General features: G+C 42.5%; 23 protein-coding genes. 11 read left to right on the top strand and 12 right to left on the bottom strand.

Features of this window, described 5'->3' with window-relative positions; translation table 11 throughout:
* Positions 1–74 precede the first annotated feature (74 nt).
* The 5 genes from priA (at position 75) to BWD47_RS10500 (ending at position 5,196) form a co-directional block, all read left to right on the top strand.
* Positions 75–2,255 carry a primosomal protein N' gene (priA, locus tag BWD47_RS10520; protein ID WP_075593951.1) on the top strand — a complete coding sequence of 727 codons (2,181 nt, stop codon included), beginning with the start codon at positions 75–77 and terminating at the stop codon, positions 2,253–2,255.
* A 17-nt stretch (positions 2,256–2,272) separates the two neighbouring features.
* Positions 2,273–2,803 (top strand): SPOR domain-containing protein, encoded by a 531-nt coding sequence (locus BWD47_RS10515; RefSeq protein ID WP_065978292.1) that lies wholly within the window; start codon positions 2,273–2,275, stop codon positions 2,801–2,803.
* An 80-nt stretch (positions 2,804–2,883) separates the two neighbouring features.
* Positions 2,884–3,402, top strand: coding sequence for an ATP-dependent protease subunit HslV (hslV, locus tag BWD47_RS10510; RefSeq protein ID WP_008115012.1), 519 nt, complete (start codon positions 2,884–2,886; stop codon positions 3,400–3,402).
* Between the two features lie 11 nt (positions 3,403–3,413).
* Positions 3,414–4,742, top strand: a complete 1,329-nt coding sequence (gene hslU / locus BWD47_RS10505; protein WP_036973213.1) for an HslU--HslV peptidase ATPase subunit — start codon at positions 3,414–3,416, stop codon at positions 4,740–4,742.
* A gap of 79 nt (positions 4,743–4,821) precedes the next feature.
* A complete protein-coding gene (locus BWD47_RS10500; protein ID WP_036973216.1) occupies positions 4,822–5,196 on the top strand; it encodes a gamma-butyrobetaine hydroxylase-like domain-containing protein in 375 nt (124 codons plus the stop codon).
* Between the two features lie 73 nt (positions 5,197–5,269).
* Here BWD47_RS10500 and BWD47_RS10495 read toward each other — a convergent pair whose 3' ends face one another.
* The 3 genes from BWD47_RS10495 to BWD47_RS10485 all read right to left on the bottom strand — a co-directional run bounded on the left by BWD47_RS10495 (position 5,270) and on the right by BWD47_RS10485 (position 8,838).
* Positions 5,270–7,150, bottom strand: a complete 1,881-nt coding sequence (locus BWD47_RS10495; RefSeq protein WP_075593950.1) for a methyl-accepting chemotaxis protein — start codon at positions 7,148–7,150, stop codon at positions 5,270–5,272.
* A 105-nt stretch (positions 7,151–7,255) separates the two neighbouring features.
* A complete protein-coding gene (locus BWD47_RS10490) occupies positions 7,256–8,305 on the bottom strand; it encodes an MJ1255/VC2487 family glycosyltransferase (RefSeq protein WP_036973219.1) in 1,050 nt (349 codons plus the stop codon).
* The gene (locus BWD47_RS10485; protein ID WP_075593949.1) at positions 8,302–8,838 is read right to left on the bottom strand and encodes a phosphatase PAP2 family protein; all 537 of its coding nucleotides are present in this window, start codon (positions 8,836–8,838) and stop codon (positions 8,302–8,304) included. Before BWD47_RS10485 ends, BWD47_RS10490 begins: the two co-directional genes overlap by 4 nt.
* Before the next feature lie 241 nt (positions 8,839–9,079).
* On the opposite strand from BWD47_RS10485, the gene rraA reads away from it, so the two are divergent.
* Both rraA and BWD47_RS10475 read left to right on the top strand, forming a co-directional pair.
* Positions 9,080–9,580, top strand: a complete 501-nt coding sequence (gene rraA, locus BWD47_RS10480; protein WP_036973221.1) for a ribonuclease E activity regulator RraA — start codon at positions 9,080–9,082, stop codon at positions 9,578–9,580.
* Positions 9,581–9,585: 5 nt separating this feature from the next.
* Complete coding sequence (locus tag BWD47_RS10475; RefSeq protein ID WP_075593948.1) at positions 9,586–10,635, top strand: formimidoylglutamase; 1,050 nt, start codon at positions 9,586–9,588, stop codon at positions 10,633–10,635.
* A 1,078-nt stretch (positions 10,636–11,713) separates the two neighbouring features.
* Here the strand turns inward: BWD47_RS10475 and BWD47_RS10470 are convergent.
* Positions 11,714–13,387: a GGDEF domain-containing phosphodiesterase gene (locus BWD47_RS10470; RefSeq protein ID WP_036973737.1), complete on the bottom strand. Its 1,674-nt coding sequence runs from the start codon at positions 13,385–13,387 to the stop codon at positions 11,714–11,716.
* A 120-nt stretch (positions 13,388–13,507) separates the two neighbouring features.
* The gene (hutI, locus tag BWD47_RS10465; RefSeq protein WP_075593947.1) at positions 13,508–14,749 is read right to left on the bottom strand and encodes an imidazolonepropionase; all 1,242 of its coding nucleotides are present in this window, start codon (positions 14,747–14,749) and stop codon (positions 13,508–13,510) included.
* A gap of 143 nt (positions 14,750–14,892) precedes the next feature.
* On the opposite strand from hutI, the gene hutC reads away from it, so the two are divergent.
* Positions 14,893–15,600, top strand: coding sequence for a histidine utilization repressor (gene hutC / locus BWD47_RS10460; RefSeq protein WP_036973226.1), 708 nt, complete (start codon positions 14,893–14,895; stop codon positions 15,598–15,600).
* Here the strand turns inward: hutC and BWD47_RS10455 are convergent, their stop codons facing one another.
* Positions 15,601–16,371, bottom strand: coding sequence for an NADP-binding protein (locus BWD47_RS10455; protein ID WP_075593946.1), 771 nt, complete (start codon positions 16,369–16,371; stop codon positions 15,601–15,603).
* Between the two features lie 123 nt (positions 16,372–16,494).
* Between BWD47_RS10455 and BWD47_RS10450 the strand changes: the two genes are divergently transcribed.
* Positions 16,495–18,522, top strand: a complete 2,028-nt coding sequence (locus BWD47_RS10450) for a methyl-accepting chemotaxis protein (protein ID WP_075593945.1) — start codon at positions 16,495–16,497, stop codon at positions 18,520–18,522.
* A gap of 113 nt (positions 18,523–18,635) precedes the next feature.
* Here BWD47_RS10450 and BWD47_RS10445 read toward each other — a convergent pair whose 3' ends face one another.
* The 3 genes from BWD47_RS10445 to BWD47_RS10435 form a co-directional block, all read right to left on the bottom strand.
* Entirely contained in the window at positions 18,636–18,857 is a 222-nt protein-coding gene (locus BWD47_RS10445) for a hypothetical protein (RefSeq protein ID WP_036973229.1), read from the bottom strand.
* Between the two features lie 248 nt (positions 18,858–19,105).
* A complete protein-coding gene (locus BWD47_RS10440; protein ID WP_036973230.1) occupies positions 19,106–19,264 on the bottom strand; it encodes a YqaE/Pmp3 family membrane protein in 159 nt (52 codons plus the stop codon).
* Positions 19,265–19,319: 55 nt separating this feature from the next.
* Positions 19,320–19,886 (bottom strand): BON domain-containing protein, encoded by a 567-nt coding sequence (locus tag BWD47_RS10435; protein WP_036973231.1) that lies wholly within the window; start codon positions 19,884–19,886, stop codon positions 19,320–19,322.
* Between the two features lie 321 nt (positions 19,887–20,207).
* Between BWD47_RS10435 and BWD47_RS10430 the strand changes: the two genes are divergently transcribed.
* Positions 20,208–20,867, top strand: coding sequence for a LiaF domain-containing protein (locus tag BWD47_RS10430; RefSeq protein WP_036973233.1), 660 nt, complete (start codon positions 20,208–20,210; stop codon positions 20,865–20,867).
* A 275-nt stretch (positions 20,868–21,142) separates the two neighbouring features.
* Here BWD47_RS10430 and BWD47_RS10425 read toward each other — a convergent pair whose 3' ends face one another.
* Together BWD47_RS10425 and pmbA are read right to left on the bottom strand one after the other, a co-directional pair.
* Positions 21,143–21,559, bottom strand: a complete 417-nt coding sequence (locus BWD47_RS10425) for a VOC family protein (protein WP_075593944.1) — start codon at positions 21,557–21,559, stop codon at positions 21,143–21,145.
* Between the two features lie 126 nt (positions 21,560–21,685).
* Entirely contained in the window at positions 21,686–23,023 is a 1,338-nt protein-coding gene (gene pmbA / locus BWD47_RS10420) for a metalloprotease PmbA (protein WP_036973235.1), read from the bottom strand.
* A gap of 137 nt (positions 23,024–23,160) precedes the next feature.
* On the opposite strand from pmbA, the gene yjgA reads away from it, so the two are divergent.
* A complete protein-coding gene (gene yjgA / locus BWD47_RS10415) occupies positions 23,161–23,682 on the top strand; it encodes a ribosome biogenesis factor YjgA (protein WP_036973236.1) in 522 nt (173 codons plus the stop codon).
* A 568-nt stretch (positions 23,683–24,250) separates the two neighbouring features.
* On the opposite strand, the gene BWD47_RS10410 is transcribed toward yjgA, so the two are convergent.
* The gene (locus tag BWD47_RS10410) at positions 24,251–24,850 is read right to left on the bottom strand and encodes a transposase (RefSeq protein ID WP_083633657.1); all 600 of its coding nucleotides are present in this window, start codon (positions 24,848–24,850) and stop codon (positions 24,251–24,253) included.
* Positions 24,851–24,857 lie beyond the last annotated feature (7 nt).

Genomic DNA, 24,857 nt, shown 5'->3' with positions numbered 1-24,857 from the left:
TAGGTTTTTAGCACTAATTTTAGTACATTAGCAACACACGCTATTTTTTCTATTCTTAATTCAGTTGAGTTGTTATGCACTTTGTAGAAGTTGCCATAAAAGTCCCTTTACAGCGTACCTTCGATTATAAAGTTGAGCAGCTGCTACATAGCCCTGAGCTGCGAGTAGGCATGCGTGTGCGTGTGCCTTTTGGCTCTCAAAAAAAGATAGCAGTCGTACTGGCAATCAAAACCAGTACCGATGTACCCGAAGATAAAATTAAAGCCATTATTGATGTTATAGACGATGCCCCTATTTTATCTGAGCAACACTTAGCACTGCTAAAATTTACTGCTCGCTATTACTGCTACCCACTTGGTGAAACAATTCATACAGCGCTTCCAGCGGCACTACGCCAAGGTGAATGCCCAGACAAAACCAGTATAAATATGGTTGAACTCACCGACAAAGGTGCAAAATTACCTTCACTCAAAGCAAAAACACAACTTAATTTGCTGAAGCAGCTAGCGCAGTCAGGCAAGTCATCTTTAACCGAATTAAAAGCACTCGGCTTTAATAAAAAAACCATTGATAGCTTGCTCGAAAAAGAACTCATTAAACAGTTTATCGAACATGATAACCAATGGCAGCAACGCGCCCCAACAATTGGCAGTAAACCAACCCTAAACAAAGAACAAGCCGTTGCATGCACAACGATTAATCAAGCAAGTGGGTTCACCTGTTTTTTACTTGAAGGCGTTACCGGCAGTGGTAAAACAGAAGTGTATTTACAGTGCCTTGAAGAGGTTCTAAAAAAAGGCCAGCAAGCACTGGTGTTAGTGCCCGAAATTGGGCTAACACCACAAACCGTTAATCGTTTTCGCCGTCGCTTTCCCGATACCCCTATTATGCTTTGGCATTCAGCATTAACCGACAACGAGCGCTTGCAAACATGGCGTTTCTGCGAAAAAGGCAGCTGCGCCATTGTTATCGGCACCCGTTCGAGTATTTTCTTACCTTTTTTATCACTTGGTATGATCATTGTTGATGAAGAGCACGACAGCTCGTTTAAGCAACAAGATACGCTGCGTTATCATGCTCGCGATTTAGCAGCCTACAGAGCTTATCAACAGCAAATACCCTTGATACTAGGTAGCGCAACTCCCGCTCTCGAAACGTTACATAAAGCAATAAATAACAAGTACCAACTATTGAGCTTAACGGAGCGTGCGCAAACCAGCACTGATAACCAATTTCACTTAATGGATATGAAAGGCCAACCCGAACAAGCCGGTATTGCCCATGCAAGTTTGGCCTATATGCGTCAACATCTTGAGCGCGGCAAGCAAGTCATGGTGTTTTTAAATCGACGCGGCTTTTCTCCCACACTCATATGTCATGAGTGTGGCTGGTTAAGTGAGTGCTCACGTTGCAGTACCAGTGCCACATTCCACAAAGCAATTGGACAAATGATCTGCCATCATTGCTCCGAGCAGCATGCAGTGCCCCATCAATGCCCCGATTGTGGCAGCACACAGATTTTTCCTAATGGTAAAGGCACGGAACAAATTGAAGAGTTTTTAGCAGAAACTTTCCCTGATATACCCATTAGCCGCATTGACCGAGATTCAACTCGTCGTAAAGGCAGCTTAGAAAAAGCCCTCGACGACATAAATCAAGGGGGGGCGCGTATTTTGGTGGGCACGCAAATGCTTGCGAAAGGCCATCATTTTGCCGATGTCAGTTTAGTGCTTATTTTAGATGTTGATAGTGGTTTGTACTCGTGTGATTTTCGCGCTACAGAACATTTAGCACAGCTTGTCACTCAGGTTGCAGGCCGTGCAGGACGCAGTGGTGAACCAGGACAAGTACTGTTACAAACTCACTTTCCTGAGCACCCACTATTGCAAGATTTAGTGAATAATGGCTATCAAGATTTTGCGCGCTATGCCCTTGCAGAACGAGAAGATGCTCAGCTCCCCCCCATAACAAACATGGCAATTGTGCGTGCCGAAGGACATAACATAAATCAAGTCATGGATTTTTTAACTGATTTGGTTCCTGTCCAGAACATATCTGGTATACAATTGCTCGGACCGATCCCTGCGCCATTGGAGCGTGTAGCAGGTAAATATCGGTTTCAGTTACATATTCAAGCGCTGGAGCGCTCCCACTTACACCAATATTTAGCGCAAATGGTTGACTATATAAGCACCAGTAAATTAGCGCAAAAGGTGCGTTGGAGCTTAGACGTTGATCCAATAGATATGATTTAAAGGCCAATAAAAAAGTCATGGCACAACACGATTACATAAATAAAAAACCATCAAATCGAAATAATAAAAAACAAGCCCCGGCAAAAAAGCCGTTCCCTATTGTTCTTGTCTTTGTCGCCCTTATTTTGCTGGGTGGGTTTGGGTATGGTTTATGGTATATCAAACATAATGCCGATCCTGAACTTGTTGAGCAGCAAGCTAATCCAACAAAATCAGAAGAAGAAAAGGTTATTCCAAAACCGAAACCACCCGAGTTTATTAAAGAAATAAAAGAACACGAAATTCAGGTTGAAGTAAAAGAGATTGAGCAAAAAGGCCCTTATGTAATGCAATGCGGCTCTTTTAGAACGCTGGAACAAGCTCAAACCTTAAAAGCGAAGATTGCATTTGCAGGCTTAGTGTCTGAAGTTAAACGCGTAGAAGGCAGTAATGGCATTTGGTATAAAGTGCGTTTAGGCCCATACGAAACCAAACGTCTGGCAGAAAGCGACAAAAACAAACTCAAGCGCATTAAAATAATGGGCTGTGGAATTTGGCTTTGGACTTGATTTTAGCTCATTCACCCATATAAACACCTCATCAATCGCTTTTTACGAGCGGCTTCGCCGCTCGATGATGAGGAATAATCATGACTACTATTGTAAGTGTTCGCCGCGACGACAAGGTCGTTATTGGTGGCGATGGCCAGGTTTCACTTGGTAACACCGTAATGAAGGGCAACGCCCGCAAAGTTCGACGTCTTTATAATGGCAAAGTAATCGCTGGTTTTGCTGGCGGTACTGCTGATGCCTTCACCCTTTTCGAACGCTTTGAAAGCAAACTAGAAATGCACCAAGGTAACCTCACCAAGGCCGCAGTAGAAATGGCCAAAGATTGGCGAAGTGACCGCGCACTCAGAAAGCTTGAAGCGCTACTGGCCGTTGCTGACGAAACCGCCTCGTTGATCATCACCGGTAATGGTGACGTAGTACAACCAGAGAACGACCTTATCGCCATTGGCAGTGGTGGTAACTTCGCACAATCTGCTGCGACAGCCCTGCTTGAAAATACCGACCTAAGTGCCCGTGAAATTGTAGAGAAAAGCCTAACAATTGCAGGCAACATCTGTGTATTCACGAATAATTTCCAAACTATTGAAGAATTGTAATAGGAACTGCCATGTCTGAGATGACTCCAAGAGAAATCGTTCACGAGCTTGATCAACACATTATTGGCCAAGCAAAAGCTAAAAAAGCAGTTTCAATCGCACTGCGTAATCGCTGGCGTCGCATGCAGCTTAGCGACGAATTACGCGCAGAGGTTACGCCAAAAAATATCTTAATGATTGGCCCTACCGGTGTCGGTAAAACCGAAATTGCACGTCGCCTTGCTAAACTAGCTAATGCGCCTTTCATTAAAGTCGAAGCAACAAAATTCACTGAAGTGGGTTATGTTGGTAAAGAAGTTGAGACGATCATTCGTGATCTAGTTGATATTTCAATCAAAATGACCCGCGAACAACAAACCAAAAAATTCAAGCACCGAGCTGAAGAAGCGGCAGAAGAGCGTATTCTCGACGCCCTACTACCACCAGCACGTGATACGTTTGGTGAATCACGTTCAGATGAAAACTCTTCGACACGTCAGTCGTTCCGTAAAAAATTACGTGAAGGCCAATTAGACGATAAAGAAATCGATATTGATGTTGCACAAGCCCAGCCTAACGTTGAGATCATGGCTCCGCCTGGTATGGAAGAAATGACCAACCAGTTACAAAGCATGTTCCAAAACATGGGCGGTGATAAGCGCAGTAAGCGCAAGCTTAAAATCAAAGAAGCTTTCAAGCTATTAGTTGAAGAAGAAGCCGCTAAACTTGTTAACCCTGAAGAGTTAAAAGAGCAAGCTATCTTTGCTGTAGAGCAAAACGGCATCGTATTTATCGACGAAATCGATAAAATCTGTAAGCGTGGCGAAGCGTCAGGCCCAGATGTAAGCCGCGAAGGTGTTCAACGCGATTTACTGCCATTAATCGAAGGCTCAACAGTGAGCACTAAACACGGTATGGTTAAGACTGACCACATGTTATTTATTGCATCTGGTGCATTCCAAATGGCAAAACCGTCAGACATGATCCCAGAGCTACAAGGTCGTTTACCGATTCGTGTAGAGCTAGAAGCGTTAACCGCCGACGACTTTAAACGTATCCTTACAGAGCCACATGCATCGCTTACAGAGCAGCAACGCGAACTGTTGAAAACAGAGCAGGTTAACGTTGATTTCACTGAAGACGCTATTGAGCGTATTGCTAAAGCCGCATGGCAAGTAAACGAAAAAACCGAAAACATCGGTGCACGTCGCTTACACACTGTGATGGAAAAGCTAATGGAAGAAATTTCATTCGATGCTTCTGAAAAAGCGGGTTCAACGCTCACAATTGATGCTAATTACGTCGAGCAGCACCTAGGCGCATTGGTTGAAGACGAAGATTTAAGTCGCTTTATTCTTTAATCACTAAATTATCGTTATAATTAAAAGCCTCCTGTTGGAGGCTTTTTTGTTAGCTTAAAAATCAATGATAGGGTTTACTATGAAAGAAGTGACGAAAGTGCATTATCACAGCGTAAGCAAAGTACTAGACGTTTACTTTGACGATGAGTCGAGTGCTTGCTTTAGTGCAGAGTTCTTACGTGTTCACTCACCCTCAGCCGAAGTACAAGGCCATGGTAATGAGCCCATGAAGCTGGTACTAAATAAGCACCATGTAAGCATTAGCAAAATTGAGCCAGTTGGTCATTATGCGCTTCGTTTAGTGTTTAGCGATAATCACAACAGCGGCTTATACAGCTGGCATTATTTAGCCGATTTACAGGCCAATAAAGACTCACTTTGGCAACAATACCAAACCCGTGTCCATGAGCACGAAGCGAATAAAGACAGCGTCCCAATAAAGTTTGTGCCTTAGTTTTATTAGCGCCACCTAAAACAAAAAAGCGCGACAAAATTGCGCGCTTTTAAATTTTTCTGTTACTGAATCCCTACACTTTAAACTTATCAATTGCTTGATACAGCACGCGAGCCTGCTCAGAGACTTCCTCGCTGGTTTGTGCATTAGTGACTGCATGCCCAGAGGCTTGTTGAGCAATATCTCGAATACGCACCACGTTTTTGTTAACCTCAGAAGCCACCTGACTTTGCTCGTCAATCGCCGTCGCAATGTGCGTACTCATATCCATAATCGTTTGCACGTCTTCAGTGATAGAGCGTAGTAACTCACCTGCTTTCGTTGCCTGAGCGGCACTTTCGCCACCTTGATTACGGCACTGCTGCATAATACTGACAACTTCTCGGGTACGCCCTTGCAAGGTCGTAATAATGCTTTCAATTTCTTGAGTTGAGTCTTGTGTACGTTGTGCAAGCGAGCGAACTTCGTCAGCAACCACAGCAAAACCGCGTCCCTGTTCACCGGCCCTCGCCGCTTCGATTGCAGCATTCAGTGCGAGTAAATTCGTTTGTTCTGCAATGCCACGGATCACATCAAGCACCGAGCCAATCGTTTCGGCATCTTTTTCTAATTGCGACACAACACTCGAGGCATTTCCAAGCGATTCAGATAAATGATTAATCTGTACGACCGTTGACTCAACTTCTGAGCGACCTTGTTGGGCACTTAAATTGGTTGACTCTGCTTTTTTAGCTGCTGCTTCGGTATTATGCGAAATATCTTGAATGGTTGCCTGCATTTCAGTTGCAGCAGTTGCAACCATATCGGCTTCATGCAGTTGCTCTTGCATACCCGAACTGGTTGCTGATGTGGTTTCTGATAAATGTTCAGTCGCGATATTAAGCGTACTCAGTGCCGTGTTAACTTCGTAAATCAGCTTTTTAAAATCACCAATTAAGCTGTTAAAATCAACCGTCATAATCGTCACTTCGTCTTTGCCCGACTGCTCAATCGAAATACTTAAATCGTTACTACGACGAATCTCATTAATTGTATGGTATACACGCTCAATAGGCTGAATAATTGAACGGCTGGTAAAGTAAACCAAAATCATCACAACAGCACTTGCAATAATAAACACCATTAAAGCAATTAACTGTGCTTGCGACGCGCTTGATTCAACAAATGTTTTTGTCTCATCGGTCAGTTCTGAAACAATGGCATCACTCTTCTCAACGCTTTGTTTCATTTTACCCAAGGCACCCGAATCTAAGTCTAGACCGAGTAAGACTTGTGCATCGACGAGTGCTTTAAATTTAGTTTGATAGGTTGTTAAAAGAGCCAGTAATTGACTTTCGTAGTTACCATCAAGCTCAGCTACTTTAATGGCGGACTCAAAATCAGCGACTAATTCATCAAACTTGGTCAGATATTTTGTGTCAAATCGCAGCATAAAATCTTTTTCGGCGCGGCGTAACTGCAACATGTAAGTGAGTAAACGGTAATCTTCGCGCTCACTTAATAGTGTTTCGACTTGATGCACAGCATTACGCAAATCACCATAAAGCGCATCTTTTGGGTGTAAACCTATTTGTTTTTGTAACTCTACAACGCTGTTAAAATCATCGTAGTACACTTTAGCTAGACGTCTAAACTCGCCTAACTTATCTGTGTTCATCGATAAATCGTTTAGCAATTCATCTAATCGCGCCATTTTTGTTTTAAGTTGTGTGTACTCATTTTCAAATAAGCTAAGGCTGTTTACATCTTTGTAAAACAGAAAGTTTTTCTCATGCTTACGCATAGAAAGCTCATGAATATCAAGCTCCTCCGCGTTTTGAATTGTCTCATTGAGTTTTAGCATCGTGCGAGACTCAAAGATAATGACACATAGCATCACAATCATTGCAAGACCAACAACTAACGCGTTTAATTGTAAACGACGTTTTATAGTTAAGTTTTGTAATACATTCATTCAGAGCGCCCTATAGATACATGCATATAAGAGTATAGCTAAACTATTTAAAGCAGCTAATAAAAGTAGCTAATGTTGCCGGGCATTGTCGTTGATACGAATGGTTTAAACAATAACTTTTTTTTCAATATCAACCTGTTGCCACAAGTGGTAGTGCAATTTATCTAGTTGTTGCCATTGTCTTTTTTGTAACCAGTCAACCAAAGGAGCCGGATCGCTAGGAAAATTCAGTTTTCTGTTTTGTGCTGATTGCAGCCAGTCATCCATGGCATAGGGATTTAAATAGCTCATGACATGCGCCGCCCCCATTGACAATAAAGTCTGTGCATTTATGCCTTGCTCAAATTGCTTACCAAGCGGCTTTAACAGCAGCTTTTTACCCAATTGCAAGGCCTCACTGGCCAGTTCAAATCCAGCATTTCCTATCACTCCCCCCGCATTGGCAAGATCATTTAAAAAACCGACGCGTGATGGTGATCTTAAGTGAATATTTCCAATTGATGAGTTTTCTGCATCAGGGTGGTAGCAATAGAATTCGCGCTCGGGAAAGTCTTTTAGGTAGTCGACTACACTGTCTAAGTTTTCGAATGGTAAATAAACTAACACCTTATTTTCAACCATGACAGGATTATTATGCTGATGAGCCGCAATAAACGGAGGAATAATATTTTTTGCATAAGGTTGCCAATGCACACCTAAATAAACATTAGCGGGCGCATAATGACGAATTAACGCTCTTCTGAAAAATGAGCGACCAAACATCGGCACTTTATCTGACAAAAATGCCGCCTGATGACTCATACCAATAACCGGCACCCCCTGCTGTTTAGCCGCCCATGCTGTGATCGGCTCAAAATCATTAAACACCAAATCATAGTGACGTAAATCAAGGCTTTTTATATCTTTGATTAACTGCAATGGCCGAGCATTTTTGAGTGTTTTTAAGCTATCAACTTGCCCCGATTTACTGGTAAACGATAAACCACGAAACGCTCGGTAGTTAGCAAATTCATCCATATCGAAGTAATCGTGCTCACGGCGGCCCGAAAACACATAATCAACATCGACACCTAATGCATTGAATGTTGTTGCCATAACCCGAGCACGTGTTATGTGACCATTCCCTGTACCTTGAATACCGTACAAAATTCTCATATATATTCCACCACCATCACAGCAAGCACAGCACAACTCGACCCTATCACCGCACCAACAATCACATCGGCTGGATAATGCACGCCCACGACAACCCGTGAAGCCGCAACGCCTGCCGCCCAGATAAACCACACAGCCATAAAAGCAGGGAAGTACATCGTTAAAATAGTCGCAACAACAAACGCACCAGCACTGTGCCCCGAGGGCAAACTAAACTTATCACTGGGCACCAGGTAAGCCCCTTGCACTAAACAATCACAAGGCCTGACTCGAGCAATGCGTTTTTTAGCCATAAAATAAATGGGTCGCTCTATAGCAAAGCCAACCAACAGGCTCAAGGCAAACTGCTGGAAATGTAATTGTTCGCTGAACCACCAAAACCCCACAAATAACATCAGGTATAGCCCACCATCGCCGGTTTTTGATAGACCGATTGCTGAGCGTCTAAGCCAATTAGGCGATGCATCGTTAAATACGCTTAAAAACAACTGTTCATCCACTTTTGCTAACTTCGTCAGTATGTTATTTGCCATGGCCAAGCTCCTTGTCATACTTTGTGTCTGTTTTTAATACAAACATGACCTCTTTATAAGAGGGCTACTCATCTCAGCTTAGGTGTTAAAAATAACAATTAGGTGACGCTTTTGAGACACTAATGTTGCGGTGACTTGATTCCTTTGATTTAAAGTAATAAACACGTATTAAGTCGTTGTTATTGAGTTGTATCAGGGTATACTGAGTACTAAACAGACAGTCTCTTTAGAGGATGAAAAAATGGATTACAGCACTTCTGATTTATGCGACCACTTTGCTGATGTGGTTGATGTGCTCGAACCTATGTTTATCAATTTTGGTGGACGCCCAAGTTTCAGTGGTCGAGTTAGAACCGTAAAATGTTTTGAGAACAATGAGCTGATCCGCGAAATATTATCAACCGATGGTACCGACAGCGTACTGTTAATTGATGGTGGTGGTTCAACCCGCCGCGCACTAATTGATATTGAGCTGGCTGAAATCGCATTAGAAAATAACTGGCAAGGTATCATTGTATATGGTGCTATTCGCCATGTTGATGACCTTGAAGAATTAGATTTAGGCATTCAAGCAATTGCGTCTATTCCTGTTGCTGCCGACAGTGAAGGAGCCGGTGAAGACGGCATTGGCGTTAACTTTGCGGGTGTCTCATTCTTTGATGGTGACTTTGTTTACGCTGATAGCACCGGCATTATATTATCTGCTGATGAATTAGAGTTCGACGTAATAGAAGAAGACTAAACTCGGTGACTGACTACCTTAAAATTTATGATGAAGCGGCGGTTAAACATTTATGTGTCCGCCGCGCCAACGAACAGAAAGCGTGGCAAGCCCTCGCCCTCCTCGATACACACACAAACGCACCTCAAGCCCTTATCGATGCAAAACAATTCGGCATTCGCTATGTACTCGTTGGCGTGTGTGAAGATATTGGTCCCCGTGCTAATTTAGGCAATGGCGGTTCGCATCAAGCATGGCAAGCTTTTTTAAAGCGCTTTCTTAATCAAACTCATAATCAATTTCTAAATCATGAACGCGTGTTATTACTCGGCGAAGTGGAACTTGATGATATAAACCAGCAAGCCGCTCACCTCGATAACAAAAACGACGCTGACTTAGCTCAGCTGCGCCAACTTTGCGCAGATATCGACACCCGCGTTGAACGCGTACTGGCGATGATCTTTGCCGCAGGTTTAGAACCTATTGTCATTGGTGGGGGCCATAATAACTGCTTAGGAATTTTACGTGCGTTAAGTAAACACCACGCTAAGCCTGTTAATGCCATTAACTTAGACCCACATGCAGATTTTAGAGAGTGTGAAGGTCGCCACAGTGGTAACGGCTTCAGGTACGCCTATTCTGAAAGTCACCTTGCGCAATATCATGTAATCGGTTTGCACGAATTTAAAAATAACCAAGCAATTCTGAATGCTCTCAAAGATGCGAACTTCTTGTTTGATAGCTACCAAGATATTCAAGTGCGTCGCACTATCGACCTTTCAACGGCCTGCAAACAGGCGCTTGCCCGCTTTGACAGCGCCCCCCTTGGCGTGGAAGTAGACCTCGATAGTATTTCACTCATGCCGGTAAGCGCCTACACAAACTGTGGTTTTAGTGTCAGTGATGCTGAGCATTTTGTGCATTTAGCTGCTAGGCATGTTCATGCCAGCTACCTGCATTTATGTGAAGGTGCACCATCGCAACACCCAGTAGGGTTAGAGGCAGGAATAAACGATGCTGGGCAAATCATTACCGCATTAGTTAATGCTTACTTGCAAGCAAGAGAAAGCCTGTAATAAAACGCGCCAAAAGCCGGGTGAGTAACCTCGTTTTTAGACGCCATGCTTGCATGGCGCGTTTGCGCGAAATGAATTTAACGCCTACATTAGCTCGTATCTCGCTTTTCGTAACTCGTTACTTATGACCCTTTCACGGCTAAAGCCCTTCCTACAAGTGATACACTTCACACGTGGGAGGCGTTTTAACGCCGAAAAGCAAACCTGTTCAACGGTATTAAACAACCATCTCGATTTAGCTTTACTAGCTCCTATCTCGCCTTTCGTAACTCGTTGCTTGTAACCCATTCACGCGAAATAAATTTCACGCCTACAAGTGATACACATCACACACGTGGGAGGTGTTTTAACGCCGAAAAGTAAAGCTATTCAACGACATTAAACAACCATCTCGATTTAGCTGTACTAGCTCGTATCTCGCCTTTCGTAACTCGTTGCTTGTACCCCTTTCACGGCTAAAGCCCCTCCTACAAGTGACACACTTCACACGTGGGAGGCGTTTTAACGCCGAAAAAGTAAAGCTATTCAGCGGCATTAAACAACCATCTCGATTTAGCTGTACTAGCTCGTATCTCGCCTTTCGTAACTCGTTGCTTATAACCCTTTTCGCGCGAAATAAATTTCACGCCTACAAGTGATACACATCACACACGTGGGAGGTGTTTTAACGCCGAAAAGCAAACCTGTTCAGCGGCATTAAACAACCATCTCGATTTAGCTGTACTAGCTCGTATCTCGCTTTTCGTAACTCGTTGCTTATAACCCTTTTCGCGCGAAATAAATTTCACGCCTACATTAAACCGTAGGCGTTATGCTTGCATGGCGCGTTTGCGCAGCAACATCTTTTATAAGATTCACGGCTAAAGCCCCTCCTACAAGTGATACACACTTCACACGTGGGAGGCGTTTTAACGCCAAAAAAGCAAACCTGTTCAGCGATATTAAACAACCTTATCGATTTAGCTGTACTAGCTCGCATCTCGCTTTTCGTAACTCGTTGCTTACACCCCTTTTCGCGCGAAATAAATTTCACGCCTACATTAAACTGTAGACGGCATGTTTACATGGCGCGTTTGCACTATTCACGTTCTAGCCGCCATTGTTTTAGCCAAGACATCATTCCCACACTGCTCAGCGGATAACTAAAATAATAACCTTGCGCGGCATATGTATTAAGTGATTTAACAAACTTCAGTTGCTCGAGTGTTTCAACACCTTCACAAATTACTTTAGCATTATTTTGCGTGTGCATATCGACCATACCCGATACTAAGCTGCGCACTTGGGCTTGATGCGCAAAGTCTGCGGTTAATGACGGTGCAACTTTAATGTATTCAACATTAAGGTTAGGTAACTTAGCCAACCAAACGGGGCTGTCTCCCAAGCCATCAACACACACTTTTATACCAATACTATTAAGCCGCGCGACCATGGCTTTACCTTGGTCATCTAACCCCATGAATAAGTCTAACGGACACTCTATAATTAAATCTCCGGGCTCTAAGCGATGCTCAGTTGCGATGCGGTCTACAAACTCTATAAACTCTTCATGAAGCATTTCAGGGCCAAACACATTGATACTCAATGGTAATTGAATGCCTTCCATACGTAAGGCCATTGCAAGCTCTGCGGCACGCTCAATGACAAACGCAGCAACCGGATACCCAAGCCCCGCAACGCGAATATCATCAATAAACTTATTGGCCGCTAATATGCCTTGTTTGGGGTGTTGCCAACGCAGTAAGAGTTCTAAAAACTCAATATGCTCATCACTGTTACGAATCACGGGTTGAAAATACAGTTCAAGCTCACTGGCAAAATCAAGATGAGCAAGTTCACGTAATCGGGCTTGTTGCTCTAACTGTTCGATCATCATTTGTGATTGATACGGCACTATCGCTTTATCTGGGTTTGAATCAAGTGCAAGGTAAGCAAAAGAGATTAAATTATCAAAACTGTGATCAGGGTCGTTACAATTTACATAACTGGCCCGCACTTTAACTTCAATGGTGCAATTGGCCACATTGAACGGCTTTAATGTCACTTGCCTTATTTGGCTAATTAATTGTTCATGAAGGTGCTTTTGCTCTTCAACCGCGCAAATAAACGCAAAGTTTAAGCCTCCTAAATGAGCCAGCTTGTCGACGCCCCCTGAGCGCCCTTTCATATTCAGGACTGCATCTGAGGTAAGCTGCTGTTTGATACGACTGGCCGATTGAGCCAGTAATAAATCACCAAAGTCACGGCCTATGTGCTGGTTAACGGTTTCGAATCCTTCGAGACGAATCACAACCAGCACACAGTTTTTTGAATGCGCTTCACTGTATACTGCGAAGCTTTTTTCTAATCCTTTGCGATCGGGAAGCTCTTTTAGCGGGGTTTTATCTAAATCGTCGTGGCGGCTAGGCTCAACGGGAACCTCTTCGTCTTCTGCGGGCTCTTCGTAATTAAAAAAGCCTGACACACTGAGTATAACCACCGACAATACTAACCAATAAAAGGCAATATCAAGTAAAAAATGCGCAGAAAATAACACGGCAAAACAGAGTGCTGCCGACACACTGAGTGTGATTGCTAACCAGTTTGTCGTTCTAAATGCTTGCCACAGATGAAAGCACAGACTTATGGCCAGTAATAAAATAAGCCAAGGTGACCCTACACTCAGGATTGCTAAGCCTAATACGCCATTAACGACTAGGCTTAACCTTAATACGGGATGATGGGTTACACACAAGGCACATATCATTGCCATAAAAACGGCACCAGCTAAAAAAACTGGTACAACATCACTACTTAAATTTACGAGGCTCGCAGTACTGCTCGCTAAACTGGCAATTAATGACATGTAATCCAAAATGCGTAAAAACTCTCTCTAACTTAGTCTACCCAAAATCCACAGATTTAACAGTTTATTTACGCCAAATTGGTAACTTAATTGCGCAGGATGGGATATTTGCCAATGGGCAATATCGGCACGCGCACCAACTTTAAGCACACCACGATCACTGAGGCCTAATGCCCCCGCTGCATTACGTGTTACCCCAGCTAATGCTTGCTCTGGTGTCATACGGAAAATAGTACATGCCATATTCATCATTAAGTGCAATGAACACAAAGGTGAAGTACCTGGGTTAAAGTCAGTAGAAATTGCGATAGGCACGTGGTATTGCTGTAGTAATTCAATCGGCGGGTATTTTGTTTCACGTAAAAAGTAAAAGGCACCCGGCAAGAGCACTGCCGTCGTGCCAGCGCTAGCCATTGCTTTAATACCCGCTTCATCAAGGTGTTCAATATGATCAGCGGATAAGCCATTAAACTCGGCGACTAACGCAGCACCATGTTGATTAGATAACTGCTCAGCATGAAGCTTCACTGGCAGGTTATGCTTTTTAGCTGCTTCAAAAACGCGTCGAGTTTGCTCGTTACTGAAACCTACATTTTCACAAAAAGCATCAACGGCGTCAGCAAGGTTTCCTGCAACCACTTGTTCTAACATCTCGCCGCATACAAGCTCAATGTACTCATCGCTTCGGCCTTTGTATTCCGGCGGCAACGCATGAGCACCTAAGAATGTTGTCTTCACATCGACAGGGTGGTTTTCACCTAATAAGCGAGCAACTTCAAGTAATTTAATTTCGTTTTCACAATCTAAACCATAACCAGACTTAATTTCTACGGTAGTCACCCCTTCCGCATACAACGCATTTAAGCGCTCTTTCGCTGCAACAAATAGTGTTTCATGGTCGGCTTCGCGTGTGGCGCGAACCGTACTGGCAATGCCGCCACCGTTTGCTGCAATTTGCTCATAACTCACACCTTGCAAACGTTGTTCAAACTCCTCTGCACGGCTACCAGCAAATACAAGGTGAGTGTGACAATCAATTAACCCTGGTGTTAACCATTGCCCTTTTGCAGATACTGTTGGGGTTGCTAACACATCAAATTGTGGCAAGTCAGCCTGTGATCCAAGCCATGCTATTTTGCCGTCTTTTACAGCAATTGCAGCGTGTTCAAGCGCACCATATGGTGCATCAATTGCAGGGTCCATCGTCGCGATATTGGCATCTGTGATCAATAAATCCCAGTGTGCGTGATCATTATTCGTTGTGTGCATTTTTCACCTATACTGATGCGTCGGGTTTGGTCGTTTGAACCCTGTAACTTGAAATTGTTTAAAGTTTAACAACTCACCTTGTATATACAAGAAAATTATGCCACCTTGAAACACACTAAAAAGTTACCAATAACGTTCTCAGCATGAGTGTTCCTAAGTTTGCGCAAATAAAACAATTTATTCTTGAAAATATCCGCGCTGGTCACTGGCAAGAAAATGACCGTGTACCGTCAGAAAATGAGCTCACTAATCAATTTCAAGTGAGTAGAATGACAGCTAGACGCGCTTTATCAGAACTCACCGAAGCCGGTATTTTAACGCGCAATCAAGGGTTAGGCACATTTGTAGCAAGCTTCAAATCGCAATCTTCATTGCTAGAAATAAAAAACATTGCCGACGAGGTAAAAGCGCGAAATAGTCACTACAGTTGCACTATTTTGGTTATGGAATCGATACGTGCTATCGCCCCTATTGCCATTGCACTGAGTGTTGAAGTAGACAGTCATGTGTATCGCAGTGTTATTGTTCACAATGAAAACGAGCAACCACTGCAAGTTGAAGAGCGTTTCGTGAACCCTTTACTTGCCAAAGACTACTTACAGCAAGATTTTCACAACCAAACACCGCATGAATATTTATCGCGCGTCGCCCCACTCACCGAGGCACGCCACACGGTTGAAGCCGTTATGCCCAACCCTGAAATGTGTGAATGGCTCAACTTATATAACGAAGAGCCTTGTTTGCAAGTAATCCGTAGAACATGGTCATCACAAGGTATTGTGAGCTTTGCACGTCTTGTTTCACCCGGCAGTAAATACCGATTAGGCGGGCATTTAACCTTTAAAAAATAGCTAAATAGCGTGTTGGTAACTAAAGTTGAGCGCTTTAATGGCTTCACCATTAATAATTCGCTCCCCCACCTCATTGCTGGTAAAAGTAGGCGCTGGATTACCCTTTTCACGGCACTTTTCTCGATAGTAATCAGCTTTAGTTGGGTGAGCAGGGTTAACGACGTTATAAACACTTTGTGCCACAGGCCAATGCGTAATAACACTAAATATTGCGTTAATTACATCTTGCTGATGAACCATATTAACGATTTGCTCACTTGAGCTAGACAACTCTTTACCTGCCACAAATTGTCCCGGCTCACGTTGTGGACCAACTAAACCAGCCAAACGTAATACTTTTCCACCTGCTTTTAATACGGCTTGCTCTGCATCGTATAGCTGTTGCTGACGGTCTGTTTGACACTCAATAATACTTGCTTCGTTGTAAAGCCCATTATCATTAGCATAAACCCCTGTTGACGAGCACAAAATAAAGCCTTTGCAATGCAATGAATCGGCAAGAGCCAGTCCTGCATTTAAGGTCTCTAAATAATTACTTTGCTGTTGCCTACTACGTGGAGGAATAGCACATACCCACCATGCATTTTCAAGGCTAACATCATGCTTAACTTTTCCCTGCTCAAGTAAGAATTGTCTATGAAAATCAAATTGATGTTCACTACTTCGAAGTGTGCCTTGCACATCCCACTGTAATTTTTTGGCTTCAAAGCAAAGTGCCTGACCAAGCCACCCAGCACCAAGTACAACTATTTTATTATCAAAATTAACCATTTAATAATATCGCCTTATCTATATGTAATATTTTATTAATAAGCTTCGCTATGCAATGTAGCGATTTAGGTGCAAATATGATTAGATAACTAACTCTACCCGATAATAAAAACACGTGCACCTATGTTAAATAACCTTTCTTTACGTAAAAAAATATTATTACTCATCGGCGGAACGATAAGTGTATTACTTATCATCGCGTCTAGTTTTTTTGTGAGCCATATTGCTGACCTATCACGTCAGGCTATCCAACGCGAAGCGGATAGCTACTTACAAAGTGAGCGGCTTTCAATGCAAAGTTACTTTGCCAAATACGGTAAAGTAGTTGAAACCTTTGTAACCAATCCGCACTTAGTAAATTGGTTTGATAATTGGAACAAGCGCGATCAAAGCCTTGAGAACCAACCCGGATACGACAGCGTTAACCAAGACTTTGTACGTATTAGTGGCAACGACGACAATATTTTATCTGCCTTCTTCGCATCGGCGACAACCGGTGAGTACTTTAAAGAAAACGAACGCACCACTCACTACAATGGCCAGCCTTATTACGCTTATAAACGTGGCTGGTGGCAAGATGCCTTAAAGATCAACAAATTGTATGTTGGTCCTATTTCTGTTGATTTAACCACAGGCAACGCCTCAGCTGTAGTACAGCAACCTGTTTATAATAAACAAAACAAACTGGTTGGTTTTGGTGGGGTTGATTTACAACTTAACAATATCAACGACATGGTTGAAGATATTCGCTTTAACGGACAAGGGTTTGGCTTTTTACTTGATGGCAACCAAAAGGTGGTTCACTTATCTAAGCGCACCGACCATAAACTGTCTGTGACAGACGAAGGTCCAAACGGCAAAGAAGGTCTTGATGCCCTCGAAAAACAATTTAGTGACACATCAGGCTTCAGCGAATTAAACCGCACCATGAAAAGCAACAAAGACGGCAGTGGTTTTGTCACCCTAAAAGGCGAGCAATATTACGTTGTATACAACCGCCTTGAATTAGAAAGCCCATACCTTGATTGGTATGTGGGTATTTTAATACCAACCAGCATGATCGAAGAGCCAGTACATGATGCAGTCATGACAACAACGACCTCTGTGATCATCATTTTAGCGATTATTATTGCGATGATCTTCTGGGCTACGCAAATGATCACTAAACCACTGACAAAACTTACTTATATCATGCGTGATATTGCTTCAGGTGATGGTGATTTAACCCAAAAAATCGAAATAAAGAGTCAAGATGAAGTTGGTCAGCTCGCTCACCACATGAATACCTTTATCGATAAATTACGCGCCATGATGCTTAATACAGCAGCCCAAGCTGAGCAGTTAAGCCAAGCGGCTTCACAGCTTAAAATCGTCTCTAAAAAAACCAACGACGAAATTCAGCAAGAAAAACAACAAGTTGACAGTGTTAGCGCCGCAGTAACAGAAATGGCCTCTACGGTACTCGAAATTTCGCGAAATGCGCAACACACCAACAATGCAGCCGAAGAAGTGCAAAGCATTACAGCCGATGGCACCAAGCGTTCAACGCAGGCGCAATCGGTGATGACCGCACTTGCCAGCCACATCGGTGAGGCATCTAAAGTTGTTGCTGGGCTTGAGCAAGAAAGCGGCAATATTGGCGCTGTTGTCGATGTAATCAACTCAATTGCAGAACAAACCAATTTACTGGCACTCAATGCAGCCATTGAAGCGGCGCGTGCAGGTGAGCAAGGGCGAGGCTTTGCGGTGGTTGCTGATGAGGTACGCTCACTGGCAAGTCGTACACAAGAGTCGACCGATGATATTCGTAATATGATCACGCGTTTACAGCAAATAGCTCAAAAAGCATCCACCATGATGCAGCAGGGTCAAGAGCGTGCAGAAGGCTCTGTAGAGCAAACTCAAATTGTACTGCAAGCACTGCAAGATATTGCAGGCTCAGTGACGAATGTACAAGACCAGAGTCATCAAATTGCGACCTCAACTGAGCAACAAACGGTGGTTGCTGAGGACATTAACAATAGCCTCGCGGCAATTAACCATTTAGTTAATAGTACAGCAGATCATGCACATGAGTTAGCAGACGAAGCACGCGATCTCAATGAGCTAGCTATTTCACTTAATAAAACGGTTAATCAATTTAAGTTGTGATTAGTCATTGAATTGTTCTAGGTGTGTGTTCTTGCTACTTATCATAAGTAACAAATCAGGCACCATGCAGTCGTCAATAAGAAATTTTTAACGCTGCAAACGACAGGTCTAAATCATTCACACTGATTTGAATTGGTATTGAGATAGATTGCAGATGTAATTAAAAACCCGATGTCACCTGAAGATGACATCGGGTTTTTATCGTCAGCCTTCCTTGTTACCTGTGGCGTAACCGCTTTAGTAAGTTCCATAAATAGTTGCCACTGTTGCTCATTCCATGTAGCAACTCCCTTGTTGTTCAGTCCGTGTAATAATTGCGCTTGTACTTGTTCCATTTTGTCACCTCCTTACGCTAGCTTCATCCATATTTGGCTCCTAGCCTAAACCAAAATCCTTGGTGTTTATCCTTTCACTTTATCCATAAAGCGTTGCCATTGTGCGCTTGTCCATAACGCCTTGTTACTTCCTTGCTGTCCTTTGTGCTGTGTTACATTTTCCATACTGTAAATCTCCTTGCAGTGTTGTCATCCATTATTACGTGTGCATTTCCTTGCTATACAACCATTCCTTTGAACCGTGATTATTATCGCTTACCGATAATATACACAGCATGAATCAAACCTGGAATGTACCCTAATAAGGTTAAAATAATATTAATCCAGAATTGTGCCCCCAAACCTACCTGTAAAAATACGCCAAGAGGCGGAATTAAAACCGAGAAAATAATGCGTATTAAATCCATAACTCACTCCTTGAAAAAGATAAGCCCAGCCAAAGCTGGGCTATAGGGCGTGCTATTATTCAGCAACAATCTTAAGTTCATCGATGACTTTACGCACATCTTCAGCATTTTCAGCAATGCTCACTGCTAATTGCTTTTCTGCATCTGACTTAACCGTACCTTTTAATGTAACAACGCCTTTATCTGTATCGACATCAATATCAGTGCCGCCTACTTCAGAGTTAAATAAATAACGTGTGGTGATCACTGTACTGATCTTCGCATCAGTTAAGTCACTTTCTACTGAGTCACCTTTATCTGCACTCGCTGCCTTAGACTTCATGTTTTTCACAACCGTTAATTTGTTATCAACAGCAGTTACACCGTCTAGGCTAAGTACAAGCTCTTCGGCTAACTCTTTGTCTAATTCACTATCAACTTTACCGGTTAATACAACTTTGCCGTTTTTTACATCTGTGTTGATATCAAAATTATTTAGGTTAGTGTTCATAAGAAGCACAGTTTCTGCCTTACCATCAATCCAAGCATCTTTACTTTCATTTTCCCAGTTGCTTGCCTGAGCACTCATACTTGTTGCACCAATTACTAACGCAGCAATCATAGTCTTGTTGAATGTATTCATAATCTTTCTCCTTTTGATTAAAGACGAGATAACTAATGCGACTACGATGCCAACTTTTTTATTTTCATATTATTCAATAAGTTAAATAGATATTCAGCCATAATTTATATTCGTTTCGGTAATTATTTACAGACAATTCGGTAAGAAGTTCACTCTGTTATAAAAATGACTAATTAATTGTCAATCTTATTAATCTATGGTTAATTTAACGAATAAAAGCCCACACCAAAAAACATAAACCAATGAATATTAATAAAATAATTTTTGGCCTACACTTTGCTTTGTGATTAACATAACTTTAAAACTCAACAGGGAATTATCATGGCCGTCAAACTCGAAGATCGCCCCATCGAGCAAGTAAGAGAAGAAGTAATCGATCAACTTATCTATAACTACAGTCATGCAGTTATTTCAGCAGAAGCATTTGAACGAAGACTAGACCAAGCAATGGAAGCCACCAGCAATGAAGTGTTAATTGAGCTGGTTGCTGACTTAGAGTTAACAGCAGATATTGACTACAAGTCACATAAACACGCGCAGTTTAAACCTCACTATGCACATGGTAGCGATGCAGAAAGCCTGCAACTACGCAGTATTTTAGGTTCCAACGAGCGCAGCGGCCAATGGCTAGTCCCGAAAGAAATTCACCTAACTAACTGTTTAGGCTCAATTGAATTAGACTTTAGTGAAGCCGTTTTTCAGCACCAGCATGTCACCATCTACGTAAACTGTATTTTAGGCAGCGACGAAATCTACGTGCCAGAACATGTAAATGTAGTGTCAAAGTTGTTTAGTGTGGTAGGTAGCGTTGAAAATAAATCGGTTGCACTCAATAAAGGGCAAGGCCCCACAATTACGATCGAAGGTAATGTTTGGCTAGGCTCAGTAGAGATTAAAGTCAAACGCACCATGAAAGAAAAGTTCATCAGCTTTGCCAACAGCCTAAAAGCCAGTTGGAAAGAAATGAATAGAGTGCAATAACGAAATGCGAGTTGCGAAACCCCTTCACGCACAATCAATTTCACGCCTACATTAAACCGTAGGCGTTATGCTTGCATGGCGCGTTTGCGCAGCAACGTCTTTTATAAAATTCACGGCTAAAGCCCTTCCTACAAGTGACACACATCACACACGTGGGAGGCGTTTTAACGCCGAAAAAGCGAACCTTTTCAGCGACATTAAACACCCTTCACGGTTTAGCTCGCATCTCGCTTTTCGTAACTCGTTGCTTATTTCGCTGCTCGTTTTTTTCATCACTAAAGATCGTTATTTCTTTCACTTGGGATGTCACTGAAATATTCGACAAACTCGACTTCAAAGCCTGCGGGGTCAATAAAATACACGTTTTTTCGGTAAGGGTTTTCAGGGCCTAATTTATCCACTTCGTAGCCTGCATCTACAAGGCGTTCAATCACGGCATTAATATCGTGTGTCACATAAGCAAAGTGAGCAAGGCCCACTTGATGGCCCGATAAATCGCGATTTTCATTTTCACCATTATCGCTGAATGCAATGTACTGGTAATCATCACCAAAGTGCAGCCATTTACGCGGCTTTCCAGACCAGGTGCTGTCGCCTTGGCTTCTTACTCGCCAATGAGGGAACGCGGCTTTATAAAAATGCAGCATGGCGTCAACATTACTTACGACTAGGTTTATGTGTTCTAAATGCATAGCGAATTTCCTTTTAAATTATGAAACTGCCAGTACGATAAAACCTAAAGTTTAGTTGAGGTAAAGCATTTTTTAATAAAAAAGCCCCACTTTATTAAGTGAGGCTTTATGATGCTTCGTTGCGTGTTAGCTTCCTGCTATCTGCATTTGTTCAATTAGCACTGAGCCCGTTTGAATCCCGCCACGACGCTCAATATCGCCACCCAGCCCGACAACCGCTTTAAACATATCTTTAAGGTTGCCTGCTATTGTTATCTCGCTGACAGGGTATTGAATCTCGCCGTTTTCTACCCAAAAGCCCGCTGCGCCACGCGAGTAATCACCTGTTACCGTGTTGACCCCCTGCCCCATGAGTTCTGTGACTAATAAGCCGGTGCCCATGGTGTTTAACAGCGCTTTTAAATCAGCGTGCGTTTGCTCAACTAACCAGTTGTGGATCCCGCCCGCATGACCGGTTGGTGCCATTGATAATTTACGAGCCGCATAGCTTGCTAATAGGTAAGTTTGCAGCTCACCGCCTTGAATAATTTCACGGTCGACTGTTTTTAAGCCTTCCGCATCAAACGGTGATGAAGCAAGGCCTTTTAATAAATGCGGACGCTCAGAAATATTCACACAATCGCTGAACACTTTGGTGCCTAAACTATCGAGTAAAAAGCTCGATTTACGATAAAGTGCACCACCGCCAATCGCCGACACTAAATGGCCAAACAACGAGTTGGCAATATCTGCTCTAAAAATAACGGGCACTTTCATGGTACCGAGTTTTTGACTATTAAGTTTAGCGAGTGTTTCTGTAGCCGCTTCAAGACCCACTTTTGCAGCATCGTTTAAATCGTCTTTATGGCGAGCAACAGTGTATGCAGAGTCACGCTGCATTTGCTCACCTTCTTTGCCAATCACCATGGTGCTTATGCTATGGCGAGTACGCGGGTAACCAGCAATCATGCCATGGCTGTTACCATATACGCGAAGCCCTTGGTGAGACGAAAAGCTCGCACCATCAGAATTTACAATGCGCTCATCAGCATTTAATGCGGCCTGCTCTGCTTGATGACACAACTCAATACCTTGCTCTGGGCTGACATCCCACGGGTGATATAAATCTAAATCTTGTGGTGCAAATTCAAGTAGTTCTTTATCGGCAATACCGTTGAATGGATCGTCAGATGTAAACTTAGCAATATCAATTGCTTTTTCGACCACAGTACGTAACGTTTTTGGGTTTAAGTCGGCGGTTGATGCCGAGCCTTTATTATTACCCACATACACACTGATACCTAAGCCACCATCTTGGTTAAACTCTATTGTTTCAACTTCTCCCATTCGCGTGCTAACAGACAAACCTGACGTGCTCGACATTGCAGCTTCTGCAGCGGTTGCTCCGAGCTTTTTAGCATGCTCAAGAACTTCGCTTACGGCATCTTTCACTTGTGAAATATGTTGATAAATAGGATCTTTCATCTTCGGTGTCCTAGGCTATGATATTTTTTATAGTGTAGCGAATGCTAACACACTGCGAGACGTGCATCAGCTAATATTAATCATTAACTAAATGGCGTATAATAGTGAATAGTTAAGTTTACCGGATGAGCATCCTTATGGCGAAGAAGAAAAAGCCTGCAATTGAAGAAGAAATTATTTACGTATCAAAAAGCGAATTAAAGCGTGAGGCAATGCAATATCACGATCTTGGCGCTGAAATCGCAGGGATGGCTAAAAAGCAACGCGACCGCTTACCATTAAACGACGAGCTTAAAGAAGCCCTCGTCGTTGCAGATAAAGTTAGCGATAAAAGCGATGCTTACCGTCGTAACTTAAACTATATTGCAAAAGTACTACGTACCACTGAAAACGTTGATGAAATTCAAGCCATGATTGACATCATGCTGAACAAGAATAACCAAGCTGACGTATTAATGAATAAAATAGAAAAGCTTCGTGATGACTTGATCAAGCAAGGTGATGACTTAATCAACCCGACTATTGAGCAGTATCCATCGCTTGAGCGTCAAAAAATGCGTCAACTAGTGCGTAATGCAACCAAAGAAGTTAAAGCCGAAAAACCGGCAAAGAGTTACAAAGAGTTATTCCAGTATCTAAAAGATGCGATTATGGTTTAAGTCTCTTTTAATAAAAAAAGCCGCTTAATGTAAATTATGCGGCTTTTTTTATAGCCATTTCGGCGTTAAAACGCCTCCTACAATTTCTGTAGGAACGGCTTTAGCCGTGAACAAAACACAATAACCATAAACAATTCGGCGTTAAAACGCCTCCTACAACACCTGTAGGAACGGCTTTAGCCGTGAACAAAACACAACAACCATAAACAATTCAGCATTAAAACGCCTCCTACAATTCCTGTAGGAACGGCTTTAGCCGTGAACAAAACATAATAACCATAAACATTTCGGCGTTAAAACGCCTCCTACAACGCCTGTAGGAACGGCTTTAGCCGTGAACATGACACAATAACCATTTCGGCGTTAAAACGTCTCCTACAACGCCTGTAGGAACGGCTTTAGCCGTGAACAAAACACAATAACCATAAACATTTCGGTGTTAAAACGCCTCCTACAACACCTGTAGGAGCGGCTTTAGCCGTGAACAAAACACAATAACCATTTCAGCGTTAAAACGCCTCCTACAATTCCTGTAGGAACGGCTTTAGCCGTGAATGGTAAAATTTAACTATAAATAGATACAATCCCAATAAGGATAATCACGCACATTTTTAACAATTCCAGCCCTCAACGGGTTTGCAATAATGTACCGCGATACGTCTCGTAAATGCTCTTCACTCCGGATCAAAGAATCATAATATCCTGGCTGCCAAATTTTTCTTTTTGGGCTTGCTGACTTGTTTATCAAATATGAACTTTTCCCTTTAACTTCTCTCATTAATGTCGCTAAAGGTACTTTATCTTGTAACTGAAATAACCAATGTAGATGATCAGGCATTACAACGAAGCAAATTGTTCTGGTTTTAATATCTTCTATAGCCTTTAAGGTATTAATTAAGACTCGAGCATTATTAAAGTCAGAAAAATAACAGTTTCTATCAAGAGTTGAAGTTGTAACACTGTAGTAATGAAAGGGAATTGATACCCTATGTTTTCTTAGATTTTGATAATGTGCGGTCATCCATAACCCTCCATTCACTGTATTAAACCTAGCCAAAGATATAACAGAATCAAGATAAATATACATAGAAACGGCTTTAACCGTGAACATTAAATACAATAACCATAAATACTTCGGCGTTAAAACACCTCCTACAATGATATACATACAAAAA

The organism is Pseudoalteromonas sp. PAB 2.2 (assembly GCF_001938575.1).
Lineage (GTDB): Bacteria > Pseudomonadota > Gammaproteobacteria > Enterobacterales > Alteromonadaceae > Pseudoalteromonas > Pseudoalteromonas lipolytica.
The sequence above is the reverse complement of the archived record's forward strand: the minus strand, read 5'-3'. Positions and strand labels throughout refer to the sequence as shown.